At 65.7% G+C, this 11,914-nt stretch carries 10 protein-coding genes; 2 read left to right on the forward strand and 8 right to left on the reverse strand.

The window, feature by feature from the left end; all coding sequences use genetic code 11:
- Window positions 1-35: 35 nt before the first annotated feature.
- Entirely contained in the window at window positions 36-1,055 is a 1,020-nt protein-coding gene (gene mltG / locus J8G26_RS15245) for an endolytic transglycosylase MltG (protein ID WP_210569999.1), read from the reverse strand.
- A gap of 9 nt (window positions 1,056-1,064) precedes the next feature.
- Here mltG and J8G26_RS15250 point away from each other — a divergent pair, with 9 nt between their 5' ends.
- Window positions 1,065-1,982, forward strand: coding sequence for a folate-binding protein YgfZ (locus J8G26_RS15250; protein ID WP_210570001.1), 918 nt, complete (start codon window positions 1,065-1,067; stop codon window positions 1,980-1,982).
- A gap of 63 nt (window positions 1,983-2,045) precedes the next feature.
- Here the strand turns inward: J8G26_RS15250 and J8G26_RS15255 are convergent, their stop codons facing one another.
- Window positions 2,046-2,903 (reverse strand): YbgC/FadM family acyl-CoA thioesterase, encoded by an 858-nt coding sequence (locus J8G26_RS15255; protein ID WP_210570003.1) that lies wholly within the window; start codon window positions 2,901-2,903, stop codon window positions 2,046-2,048.
- Between the two features lie 8 nt (window positions 2,904-2,911).
- The gene (locus J8G26_RS15260) at window positions 2,912-3,832 is read right to left on the reverse strand and encodes an alpha/beta hydrolase (protein ID WP_246881428.1); all 921 of its coding nucleotides are present in this window, start codon (window positions 3,830-3,832) and stop codon (window positions 2,912-2,914) included.
- A 258-nt stretch (window positions 3,833-4,090) separates the two neighbouring features.
- Between J8G26_RS15260 and J8G26_RS15265 the strand changes: the two genes are divergently transcribed.
- Complete coding sequence (locus J8G26_RS15265; RefSeq protein ID WP_210570007.1) at window positions 4,091-5,227, forward strand: iron-containing alcohol dehydrogenase; 1,137 nt, start codon at window positions 4,091-4,093, stop codon at window positions 5,225-5,227.
- A 78-nt stretch (window positions 5,228-5,305) separates the two neighbouring features.
- Here the strand turns inward: J8G26_RS15265 and J8G26_RS15270 are convergent, their stop codons facing one another.
- The 5 genes from J8G26_RS15270 to J8G26_RS15290 form a co-directional block, all read right to left on the reverse strand.
- Window positions 5,306-6,133 carry an HDOD domain-containing protein gene (locus J8G26_RS15270; protein ID WP_210570009.1) on the reverse strand — a complete coding sequence of 276 codons (828 nt, stop codon included), beginning with the start codon at window positions 6,131-6,133 and terminating at the stop codon, window positions 5,306-5,308.
- 48 nt (window positions 6,134-6,181) lie between these two features.
- Window positions 6,182-8,584 carry a Tex family protein gene (locus J8G26_RS15275; RefSeq protein WP_210570011.1) on the reverse strand — a complete coding sequence of 801 codons (2,403 nt, stop codon included), beginning with the start codon at window positions 8,582-8,584 and terminating at the stop codon, window positions 6,182-6,184.
- Window positions 8,585-8,812: 228 nt separating this feature from the next.
- Window positions 8,813-9,559: an ATP-binding protein gene (locus J8G26_RS15280; protein ID WP_246881423.1), complete on the reverse strand. Its 747-nt coding sequence runs from the start codon at window positions 9,557-9,559 to the stop codon at window positions 8,813-8,815.
- A gap of 156 nt (window positions 9,560-9,715) precedes the next feature.
- Window positions 9,716-10,507 carry a response regulator transcription factor gene (locus J8G26_RS15285; protein WP_087746176.1) on the reverse strand — a complete coding sequence of 264 codons (792 nt, stop codon included), beginning with the start codon at window positions 10,505-10,507 and terminating at the stop codon, window positions 9,716-9,718.
- 195 nt (window positions 10,508-10,702) lie between these two features.
- Window positions 10,703-11,914 (reverse strand): MFS transporter (locus J8G26_RS15290; RefSeq protein ID WP_210570015.1); only part of this gene is annotated, 1,212 nt, incomplete at its 5' end.

The raw sequence follows: 11,914 nt of genomic DNA on the forward strand, positions 1-11,914 counted from the left end.
TTGAATCAGGGTGCACGGGCGCGCACGGAGGCCGCTCACTGGCCCCGCTGGTAGCGATGGACGGCGCGGTTGTGCTCGTCCAGCGACGCGCTGAAATGGCTGGTGCCATCGCCCTTGGCCACAAAATACAGGGCGCGCGTGGGCTCGGGCTGCACGGCGGCCAGCAGCGCGGCCTTGCCGGGCATGGCGATCGGCGTGGGCGGCAGGCCCGCGCGGGTGTAGGTGTTCCAGGGCGTGTCGGTCTGCAGGTCGCGGCGGCGCAGGTTGCCATCAAACTTCTCGCCCAGGCCATAGATCACGGTGGGGTCGGTCTGCAGCAGCATGCCCACGCGCAGCCGGTTGGTGAACACGCCCGCAATCTGGCCACGGTCGCTGGCCTTGCCGGTTTCCTTTTCGACGATGCTGGCCAGAATCAGCGCTTCATCCGCTGACTTGAGCGGCGTGTCGGTGGCACGCTGCGCCCAGGCGGCCTCCAGGCGGCGGTCCATGGCGTGCAAGGCGCGGCGCAGCAACGCGATGTCGCTCGACCCCTTGGCATAGGCGTAGGTGTCCGGAAAAAACCGCCCCTCGGGCGCAACGCCGGGGCGGCCCAGCTGGGCCATCAGGGCGTCGTCGGTGAGCTGGGCAGCGTCGTGCCTGAGCTGCTCCTCCCTGGCCAGCGCCTGGCGCACCTGGCGCCAGTTCCAGCCCTCCACCAGCGTGAGTGCGCGCAGGGCTTCCTCGCCCCGCGCCAGCTTGCGCAGCAAACCGATGGGTGTCGTGCCCGGCGGGATTTCGTAGTTGCCCGCCTTGATGGCACGGTCCTGCCCCGACAAGCGGAACCAGGCATACAGCAGGCGGGCGTCGGTATTCACCCCCGCCGCCGCCACGTCGCGGGCCACACCGCGCGGCGTGGTGCCGGGTTCGATGGCCAGCTCCAGCGGCTGGTCGCCCAGGTCCAGTGGCTGGTGCAGCCACCAATACGCAGCGCCGCCCAGTGCGATCCCCACCAACACGATCAAAGCCAGTAAACGTCGCACAACCCTGCCATCTGTATGTATGAAACAGGGCATCATAATTCAGCGATGACCTACCCCTTGAATGGCATTGCCCCCCTGTCCCACCTCGGCGTGATTCGCGTGGAAGGCGAAGACGCCGCCAAGTTTCTGCACGGCCAGCTCACCCAGGATTTCGCCCTGCTCAGCATGGACCAGGCCCGCTTGGCCGCCTTTTTGTCGGCCAAGGGCCGCATGCAGGCCAGCTTCATCGGCTTCAAGCGCAGCGCCACCGAGGTGCTGCTGGTCTGCAGCCGCGACCTGCTGGCCCCCACGCTCAAGCGCCTGTCGATGTTCGTGCTGCGCGCCAAGGCCAAATTGAGCGACGCCACGGCGGATTACGCGCTGTACGGCGTGGCTGGATATGCTATTGAATCAGTAGCTGTTAGCGCACAGCCCACCTGGACAAAGGCCGATTTTGACTCTACAACTGTGGTACACCTCTACCCCGCTGACGGTCAACCCCGCGCGCTGTGGGTGGCACCCGTGTCAGAAGCGCCGCCCGCCGGCCCCGCACTCGACCCGGTGCTGTGGCTGTGGAGCGAGGTACGCAGCGGCGTGGCCACGCTGACCGCCCCCGTGGTGGAAGCCTTTGTGCCGCAAATGCTCAATTACGAATCGGTGGGGGGCGTGAACTTCAAGAAAGGCTGCTACCCCGGCCAGGAAGTGGTGGCCCGCAGCCAGTTTCGCGGCACGCTCAAGCGGCGGGCCTATGTGGCGCACGTTGACGCCGACGTGGCCGTGGGTGCCGAAGTGTTCAGCACCACCGACCTGGAGCAGCCCTGCGGCACCGTAGTGCAGGTGGCGCCAGCCCCAGGCGGCGGCTTTGATGCCATCGTTTCTCTGCAGATATCGGCGGCGCACGAGGCCAGCTTGCAGGTGGGAACGGCGGACGGCGTGGCGCTGACCCTGTTGCCCCTGCCCTACCCTTTGCTTGAAGATATCTGAGTCAAAATGGGCTCTGGCGCTTGTCAGACAAGCGCCAAAAGCTCATTTATTTATAGCAATTCACTACAACTGCCGAGCCATGGCGATGTGGGGAATGCCAGCCTCTTCGTACGGTTCGCCCACCACCGCGAACCCCGCCCGGCGATAAAACCCTTCCGCACGGCGCTGTGCGTGCAGTTGCACCTCGCTGTCACCGCGGGCACGGGCGGCCTCGACCAGTGCGTCCAGCAATTGCCGCCCCCACTGCGCGCCGCGCACCGAACGGTCCACCGCCATGCGGCCGATGCGTCCCACACCCGGCGCCTGCTGCAGCAGTCGGCCGGTAGCGACTGGCATACCCAGGCGGTTGTAGACGACCGCGTGCCGCGCCGTGGCATCCAGCGCATCGGCTTCAATGTCGGCCGCAATGCCCTGCTCGCGCACGAACACGGCGGTGCGCAGGCGGCCCGCGTCGCGACCCAGGGCATTCCAGTCGCCGGTGCGCACCTCGGCCATCTCGGCGCCGACCTCGAAACCTTCAAAGATGGCGCGCAACGCAGGCGGCACGGGGCGTGAGGTTTGTGTAGCGGGGTCGGCAAACACATAGACCAGTTCGCCCGAGACCAGCAATCGGTCGCCACTGAAAATACCCGCCTCGAACAGGCTCGACGAATGGCCCACGCGGGCACAGCGCAGGCCCACATCCAACGTGTCATCGAGCCGCGCCGAGGCGTGGTATTCGAGCGTGGCCTTTTTCACATACATCTCGCCGCCCAGGGTCAGCATGCTCGCCTCATACGGCAGGGCCAAGGCACGCCAGTATTCGGACATGGCGGTGTCGATGTACATGAGGTAGTGCGCGTTGAACACGATTTTTTGCATGTCCACCTCGGCCCAGCGCACGCGCAGGCGGTGGGAACAACGGAAATCACTGCGTTGCATGGGTTCGTTTACTCCAGGTGAAAAGCCAGCCGCAGCGCCCGGGCCGCATCGGCATGGGCCTGGCGCGCTTCGGGGATGGCACGGCCCATCTTGATGAATTCGTGGGTCACGCCGCGGTAGATTTCCAGATCCACCGGCACACCGGCAAGGCGCAGCTTGTCGGCGTAGTCCACGCCCTCGTCCACCAGCGGGTCGCATTCGGCCAGGCCCACCCAGGCGGGTGCCACCCCCTCGACATCGGGCGCCAGCAGCGGGGCAAAACGCCAGTCTTCGCGCTCTTCGCGGCTCTTCACATAGTTGCCAAAGAACCAGCTGATGGCGGGCTCTTCCAGCACCAGGCCGCGCGCGAAGGTCGCATGGGATGGCGTGTCCTGGTGGGCCGCGCAGCCGGGGTAAATCAACAATTGCAGCACCAGCGGCAGGCCCGCGTCCCGCGCCAGGATGGCGTTCACCGCAGCCAGGGTGCCGCCTGCGCTGTCGCCGCCCACGGCCAGGCGCTCGGGGTCTGCGCCCAGGCGCTCAGCGTTTGCAGCGAGCCACCGCAACGCATCCCAGGCATCGTTGCTTGCGGTGGGAAAGCGGTGCTCGGGCGCCAGCCTGTAGTCGAGCGACACCACCATACACCCGGCCAGGCGAGCCAGCTCGCGGCACAGGATGTCGTGCGTGGCAATGCTGCCAATGGTGAAGCCACCGCCATGCAGGTACAGCAGCAGCGGCAGCCCGGCGCCCGTGGATGGCGCATACAGCCGCGCCGGCAGCGCGTGGCCGTCGCGGGCCGGGATGTGCAGGTCTTCCACCCGCGCCAACGTGGCCTTGGGCACCTCCAGCACGCCGGCCCCGGCGTCGTAAGCCACGCGGGCGCGCTGGGGCGAGAGGGTATGCAGCGGTGGGTGCCCGGCGCGGGCAATGCGTTCAAGCACGCTGCGCATCTGGGGGGTGAGGCGGGTGTGGTGGATGTGCAGGTCAGTCAACGGTCAAAGTCTCTGGAGTGAACGCCCACGCGGTGCGCGCAGGCGGATAAAGGGTTTACTTGAAGCGCAGCTGCACGGGCGCAGCACCGGGAAAACCGTGATAGCCAGCCGCCACCTGCAGGCCGGCCAGGGCCATGAGGGTTTGCTTTATGGCCATGGATGTCTCCGGGTTGTAAAGTGTTTGGAGCAATCGTAAACGCAACTTCCCCCACCGCCATGGCTTTCATCTACTACGTCACCCAGATCCAGTTCGAGTTTGGCGCCGTCCAGCTTCTCCAGCAGGAGTGCGAGCGCGTAGGCATCATGCGCCCGCTCATCGTGACCGACCCCGGCGTGAAAGCCGCAGGCGTGCTGCAAAAGGCCCTGGACGCCCTGCCCGGCATGACCGTGGCGGTGTTCGACCAGACGCCTTCCAACCCCACCGAGGCCGCCGTGCGCGCCGCCGTGGCGGTGTACAAGGCACAGGGCTGCGACGGCCTGATCGCCGTGGGCGGCGGCTCGGCCATCGACTGCGCCAAGGGCATTGCGATTGCCGCCACGCACGAAGGGCCGCTCACCCACTACGCCACCATCGAAGGCGGCTCGCCACGCATCACCGACCGCGCCGCACCACTGATCGCCGTGCCCACCACCAGTGGCACGGGCAGCGAGGTGGCGCGCGGCGCCATCCTTATTGTGGATGACCACCGCAAGCTGGGCTTTCACTCGTGGAACCTGGTGCCCAAGGCCGCCATCTGCGACCCCGAACTCACGCTGGGCCTGCCCCCCATGCTCACCGCTGCCACCGGCATGGACGCCATTGCGCACTGCATGGAGACTTTCATGTCCGCCGCCTTCAACCCGCCGGCCGACGGCATTGCGCTCGATGGGCTGGAACGTGGCTGGGCGAATATCGAACAAGCCACCAAAAATGGCAGCGACCGCGACGCGCGCCTGCACATGATGAGCGCCAGCATGCAAGGCGCCATGGCGTTCCAAAAAGGCCTGGGCGCCGTGCATTCGCTCAGCCACAGCCTGGGCGGCGTCAACCCGCGCCTGCACCACGGCACGCTCAACGCGATGTTTTTGCCCGCCGTGATCCGCTTCAACGCGACTGCCGAATCGGTGCGCAAGGAAAAGCGCCTGGAACGCATGGCCCACGCCATGGGCCTGGCATCTGCGGGCGACATCCCCGAAGCCATCCGCGACATGAACGCCCGCCTGGGTCTGCCCACCGGCCTGGCCGCCATGGGTGTGACTGCAGACATGTTTGACGACATCATCCAGGGCGCCATGGCCGACCACTGCCACAAGACCAACCCGCGCGTTGCCACCCCTGAGGAATACCGGGACATGCTCACCCAGTCGCTCTGATCCTGCGTGTGGAGTCGCCACCGACAGGCTGCAGGGGATGCTCCGCGCGCATATCGGCCGCTGGCGCCCTGCCGGCGTTCAAACCACGTAGTCGGACGCCTCGGGCCGGGCCGTCCAGTCGATGGGGTCTTGCTGGAGCACCATGTCGATGTCCAGGCCCAGCATCAGCCCCACCTCGCCGGGGAAGGAAACGGCCATTTCCTTTTCGCCCATGTCAGCCTCGCGGGCACGGGCGCGCCACGAGGCCAGGTGGATCACCCCTGCCAGCGGCTCGTAGGCGTTGTTGTCCAGCGGGGCGCTCTGGTGCTGCAGCGCATCCACCACCACTTCGGGAAACTGCCAGCGCTGAGCCAAACCGGCGCTCACGTTGCCGTAGCAATAGCCCAGAATGCGCTGCTCGATCTTGGCCCGCCGCAAATCGAATGGCGATACCAGTGCGTTGATCGGCAAAATAATGTCAGGAGCGGCCAGGTGCATCAGCAGCTCTCCCACCGCGTGGATCAACCCCGCCGTATAAGCGGCAACCTGGTTGTGGTGGCCGATGCCCGCCAGGGAACGGGCCAGCTTGGCCGTGTTGAGGCTGTAGCGCCAGAACTGCTGCATGTTGATGCCCGGCACCGAACGCGAAGTGGTGCCCAGCGGTGCGGAACTTACCAGTGAGCGCAACTGAGCCACGCCCAGCAACGCCAGCGCCTCGGGGATGCCGACAATCTGGCGCTGCATCTGGAACGCTGGCGCATTGGCCAGCTCCAGCAGCCGGGCGGCCAGTGCCGGATCGGTGCCCATGAGCTGGTTGGCCCGACGCAGGCTGGGCTCATCATGGGCCAGCTCGGTCATCAGCAACGCCACGGCGCGCGGAAGACTGGGCAAAGCCACAGGGTGGGCCAGCAGTGCGTTCAGCTCCATGGGGTACAGCGCCTCCGGTTGAGATGCTGGCGATTATGTACCCGGTTGTTACCGACCCTTGGTTTGCTGCAACTTGGCAAAGGCCGAGGCCATGGCCGACTGCCCCGCGGGCTCGGGCGCGCGGCGCTGCGGCTGCTGGTAGCCGCGCCCGGCGCCTTCAAAGCGGTTGCCCTGCGGCGCACCCCGGTCGCCGCGCTCACCACTGTGTCGCGCAGGCGCATCGCCCAGCTTCATCGACAGGCCGATGCGCTTCCTGTCCACATCCACCTCCATGACCTTGACCTTGACGATGTCGCCGGTCTTGACCACTTCGCGCGCGTCATTCACAAACTTGTGCGCCAGCTGGCTCACATGCACCAGGCCGTCCTGGTGCACACCGAGGTCGATGAAGGCGCCGAACTGGGCCACGTTGCTCACGGTGCCTTCCAGAATCATGCCTTCCTTCAAATCCTTGATGTCTTCCACGCCGTCGTTGAAGCGCGCCACCTTGAAGTCCGGGCGCGGGTCGCGGCCGGGTTTTTCCAACTCCGCCAGGATGTCCTTGACGGTGATCACGCCAAATTTTTCGTTGGCGAACAGCTCGGGCTGGAGGGTCTTGAGCATGTCGGCGCGGCCCATGAGCTCGGCCACGGGCTTGCCGGTTTTTTGCATGATCTGCTCGACCACGGGGTAGGTTTCGGGGTGCACGCCGGTCATGTCCAGCGGGTTCTCGCCGCCCCGGATGCGCAAAAAACCCGCGCTCTGCTCAAACGTCTTGGCGCCCAGACCGGCCACATCCATCAGTTGCTTGCGGCTTTTGAACGCGCCATTGGCCTCGCGCCAACGCACCACGGCCTTGGCCACGCTGCCCGACAGGCCCGATACGCGCGAGAGCAGCGGCACGCTGGCCGTGTTCAGGTCCACGCCCACCGAGTTCACGCAGTCTTCCACCACCGTGCCCAGCGTGCGCGCCAGTTCGCTCTGGTTCACGTCGTGCTGGTATTGGCCCACGCCAATGCTCTTGGGGTCGATCTTGACCAGCTCGGCCAGCGGGTCCTGCAGGCGCCGCGCAATGCTGGCCGCGCCGCGCAGGCTCACGTCCACATCGGGCATCTCTTGCGAGGCGTATTCGCTGGCGCTGTACACCGAGGCGCCGGCCTCGCTGACAACTACCTTTTCGATAGCTGTCAGCGCTTTACCAGTGTGGGCTACAGGCACTTTTGCCATTAATTTAATCAGCTCAGCCGCCAGCTTGTCGGTCTCGCGGCTGGCGGTGCCGTTGCCAATCGCAATCAGGTTCACGCCATGCTTTTCGGCCAGCTTGGCCAGGGTGTGCAGCGCGCCGTCCCAGTCGCGGCGCGGCTCGTGCGGATACACGGTGGCGGTCTCCACCAGCTTGCCGGTGGCGTCCACCACGGCCACCTTCACACCGGTGCGGATGCCGGGGTCCAGGCCCATCACCACGCGCGGGCCGGCCGGGGCGGCCAGCAGCAGGTCGCGCAGGTTGTCGGCAAACACCTTGATGGCGACTTTTTCGGCGTCGTCGCGCAGGCGGGCGAACAGGTCGCGTTCGGTCGAAAGGCTCAGCTTCACGCGCCAGGTCCAGGCCACGCACTTGCGGATCAGGTCGTCGGCGGGGCGGCCCGCGTGGCTCCAGCCCAGGTGCAGGGCAATCTTGCCCTCGGCAATGCTGGGCTTGCCGGGCTCTGGCTCTACCGGCAAGACCAGCTTGGCTTCGAGGATTTCCAGGCCACGACCACGAAACACGGCCAGCGCGCGGTGCGAGGGCACGCGGCCAATGGGCTCGTCGTATTCAAAATAATCGCGAAACTTGGACACCTCGGGTTCGTTCTCGTTCTTGCCTTCGACCTTCTTGCTGCGCAGCAGGCCCTCGGCCCACAGCCACTCACGCAAGGATTGCACCAACACGGCGTCTTCGGCCCAGCGCTCGGAGAGGATGTCGCGCACACCATCGAGCACGGCAGGCACGGTCGAAAAATCAGCACCCGGCTTGCCGTCGTCCAGCACTTCGGGGGGGCGGGTGAACGCGGCGGCTTCGGCGGCCGGGTCCAGCGTGGGGTCGGCGAAGAGCTTGTCGGCCAGCGGCTCGATGCCAAATTCGCGGGCGATCTGGCCCTTGGTGCGGCGCTTTTGCTTGAAGGGCAGGTAGAGGTCTTCCAGCTCTTGCTTGGTGGGCGCGGCGGCAATCGCCACGCGCAATGCGTCGGTCAACTTGCCCTGCTCGTCAATGCTTTTGAGCACGGCGGCGCGGCGGTCTTCCAGCTCGCGCAGGTACGACAGGCGTGCTTCCAGCTCACGCAGCTGGATGTCGTCAAGCCCGTTGGTCACTTCCTTGCGGTAGCGTGCGATGAAGGGCACGGTGGCACCGCCATCGAGCAACTCGACGGCGACCTTGACTTGTTGCTCGGTGATCCGGATTTCTTCGGCAATCTGCCGGACGATCTTTTGCATTGCGTTCTATCCTGCGGGCACTTGGAAAAGCCGGCGAGTTTGCCACATGCTGCAGATCAGGCCGGTCCGGAACCGCCAGGGGATTGGCTGCAAAACACTACTCTTTTGATAGCTACAAGCGCTTACCAGTAAAGCGCTTGAGCCCATTTATTCATCAAATCGCACCAGACTTTGCGGCGCCAGAAGGTGCAGCACACGCACGCAACTCACCCCTCAGAGGCGATGGCTTTACAGCACAGGCAGCGCCTGCCCAGGCGCGCCCTGGTCTGGCACCAGCACGCGAATGCAGGTGCCGCCGTCCACGGGCCGGATCAGCTCCAGAGCACCGCCCATCTGCCGCGCACGGCGGTGCATGCCCTCCATGCCGAAGCCCGATGGCCGGGCGCGCAAGGCCGAGGATTCTTCGGGCAGGCCACGCCCGTTGTCGCAGACCTCCAGGCACCATGCGTCCTGCCCGGCGTCATGCTCCACGCTCACCCTCACCTGCGTGGCCTGCGCGTGTTGCAGCACATTGCTCAGGGCTTCCTGCACGATAGAGACCATGTGCTGGGCGCGCTCGGCACACGGGGTTTCAACGCCATCTGCGGTTTGGACATTCCAGGCCATCTGAATGCCGCGCCGGTCCAGCACCGGCTGGATGCGGTGGCGCAGGCGCGCCAGGCGAAGGGTCAGCGAGTCGGCAGCACTGTCCATCGAGTCCACGACCAGGCGCAGATCGAGCAGGCACTGCTCCAAAGCACGCAGCGCCTGCGAATGGGCGGGCAACTGGGGGTCCAGCAACCCCATGGTGCTGACCAACTGCGAGCCGACGTTGTCGTGCAACTCCCTTGCGATGCGCTGGCGCTCGGCCTGCAGCTCGGCGCTGGGGCGGGGATTGCGCCGTGGGCGCCACTGCAGGGCACGCGGAAGCTGCATCAGGACCAGCAAGCCCAGCAAGGTTTGGGTGACGATCAGAGTGCCCGCAAGCCACTGCATGGCGGGTGAACTTGAGACCCAAAAATATCGAACCAGCAGCAGGCTCAAGACCAGTTGCACCCCACAGAGTGCAAGGCAGGCCAGGGCGAAATGGGGCGGGTGGTTACGAAACATGAAAGCTCATTGCGCGGCGGCCCCGGCAACCCATGGATGTGCCTAGAACAGCCCCCGCAAAGACGCAAACCGCACGGCCTGGGCGCGGGTGCGCACCTGCAGCTTGCGATAGATGTTACGAATGTGCGTATTCACGGTGATGTTGCTGATCTCCATGCGGGAGGCAATTTCGGCAGTGGTGTAACCGCCAGCCACCATGCGCAACACTTCTTTCTCGCGGTCGGACAACCGGTCGGCCTCGGCAGGCTCCTGGCGCTTGGGGAGATCGGCATGGGTTTTGTCAAACCGCTGCAGCAGGCGACGCGCCAGATTGGGCGTGATGGACGCCCCGCCGTTGACCACCTGCAGCACGGCCTGCGGATAGTTGCCAAACCACGAGTTCTTGCTGAGGTACCCGGTGGCACCCAACTCGAAGGCGCGCAACACCTCGTCGTCGTTTTCCATGACGGAAATCACCACGGCCTCGGCCGACGGGCGCACGGTCTTGAGGTAATCCAGCAGCTCAAACCCCTCGCCGTCGCCCAGATGCAAATCCACCAGCAAGACATCGAACTCATGCTGTTTGATGGCCTTGCGCCCCTCGCGCACACTCGACGCCTGCGCCACCACCAGGGTGCGGGGGTCTGCCATGAGCTCTTGCGCAATCACCAGGCGGATGTGCGCATCGTCATCCACGAGCAGCACCCGCACCGGGCGATCGGTTTGACCGACCAGGAAATCAGGCCATATGGATGACGGACTGCCTTGCCCGCCCAGGTATCCCTCACCGGCGCCACTGTCCTGCGACCTGGAAGAAAGCCCAGCCATGCGGGGCTCAGCAGGAATAACAGTCATAAAACCTCCAAATTGGGGCAGAAGCCCCGAGAAGGGGCACGATTGCGCGCGAAATGCAGATACCGACACTAAAAGAAACAGCAGCAAACATCTACACCCAAAAATGGCAATTTACATACGTTTCATAAGTTACAGGTGAAATTGCCGGATTGCAGCGAGGTTCGTCGATGGTCACACTGGTTGCATACCCATGCCTCAGTGCACCGTGCGCATGCGCAGCGAACTGCACACGCCGGCCACCACCGCAAAGGCCGCCGCAAGCAGCAAGGCCACCCACTCGCCCGTGCCATCGTGCGAGGGCCACACGGTAAAGATGGCGGCCAGCATTACCGCCCCCAAGGTCTGCCCCGTCAAACGGGCCGTGCCCAGCATGCCGCTGGCCGCGCCACTGCGCTCTAGCGGCGCCGAGGTAACGATGGTGTGGTTGTTGGGCGACTGGAACAGCGCAAAACCGGCGCCGCACAGGGCCATACGCCAGACCATGTCGATGGGGGATGGATCTGCCGGCAAGGCCGCCAGCAGCAACAGGCCGCAGGCGAAAACCCCCATGCCAATGGCCCCCAGCAAGCCATCGGCATAGCGGCCGATCAGGCGGCCCGCGATGGGTGCCGTCACCACAATGGCCAGGGGCCAGGCGGTGATCAGCAACCCCGCCTCCAGGGGGCTGCGGCCAAACCCCTCCAGCAGCAAAAAGGGCAGCGCCAGATAAGCCAGGGTCTGGGCACAAAACGCCCCCACCGATGAGCCCATGGACAGCGCAAACACGGGAATGCGCAACAAATCCACCGGAAACAGGGGCGCTGCCAGGCGCAACTGGCGGCGCAGATACACCCAGCCCACCGCCACACCGGCTGCCAGCAAGGCCCAAGCTGTGGGAGAGGCCACGCCCCGCCCGTTGCTGGTGGCGGCACCCAGCCGCTCGCCGCCCACGAAGATCAGCGTGAACATCAGCACGTTGAGCACCACGTCCAGCACCGCCGGACGGGGTTGCAGCACCGCGCGGGGTGGATTGAACGGCAGCGCCCGCCAGCCCAGCCACAGCGTATAGGCCCCCAGCGGCAGATTGAGCGCAAAAAGCCAGGGCCAGGGCGCCACGGACAGGATGCCCGCCGCCACCGAGGGGCCGGCCACCGAAGCCAGCGCCACAACCATCGAATTGATCGCCAGGCCACGCCCCAGTTGCGCGCGCGGGTAGGTCAGGCGCACCAGAGCGGCATTCACGCTCATGATGCCGGCCGCGCCCAGGCCCTGCAGGGCCCGCGCCGCAATCAGCGTGGCCAGCGAATCGGCCAGCATGGCCCCCACGGACGACACAGCAAACAGCGCCATGCCGGCAAAATACACGCGCCGATACCCCAGGCGCTCGGTAAGCGCACGGCAAACCCATGTTGACCGCCGATGGCGACC

Origin of the sequence: Acidovorax sp. JG5 (assembly GCF_017939685.1) — a bacterium.
Lineage (GTDB): Bacteria > Pseudomonadota > Gammaproteobacteria > Burkholderiales > Burkholderiaceae_C > Acidovorax.

Bases quoted from the DNA above. Each gene is read 5' to 3' on its own strand.
- J8G26_RS15280 (WP_246881423.1), bottom strand. From the start codon at position 9,559: ATGCAGTGGCTTGCGGGCACTCTGATCGTCACCCAAACCTTGCTGGGC.
- J8G26_RS15270 (WP_210570009.1), bottom strand. From the start codon at position 6,133: ATGGAGCTGAACGCACTGCTGGCCCACCCTGTGGCTTTGCCCAGTCTT.
- J8G26_RS15275 (WP_210570011.1), bottom strand. From the start codon at position 8,584: ATGCAAAAGATCGTCCGGCAGATTGCCGAAGAAATCCGGATCACCGAG.
- J8G26_RS15265 (WP_210570007.1), top strand. From the start codon at position 4,091: ATGGCTTTCATCTACTACGTCACCCAGATCCAGTTCGAGTTTGGCGCC.
- J8G26_RS15250 (WP_210570001.1), top strand. From the start codon at position 1,065: ATGACCTACCCCTTGAATGGCATTGCCCCCCTGTCCCACCTCGGCGTG.
- mltG (WP_210569999.1), bottom strand. From the start codon at position 1,055: ATGATGCCCTGTTTCATACATACAGATGGCAGGGTTGTGCGACGTTTA.
- J8G26_RS15260 (WP_246881428.1), bottom strand. From the start codon at position 3,832: ATGCGCAGCGTGCTTGAACGCATTGCCCGCGCCGGGCACCCACCGCTG.
- J8G26_RS15285 (WP_087746176.1), bottom strand. From the start codon at position 10,507: ATGACTGTTATTCCTGCTGAGCCCCGCATGGCTGGGCTTTCTTCCAGG.
- J8G26_RS15255 (WP_210570003.1), bottom strand. From the start codon at position 2,903: ATGCAACGCAGTGATTTCCGTTGTTCCCACCGCCTGCGCGTGCGCTGG.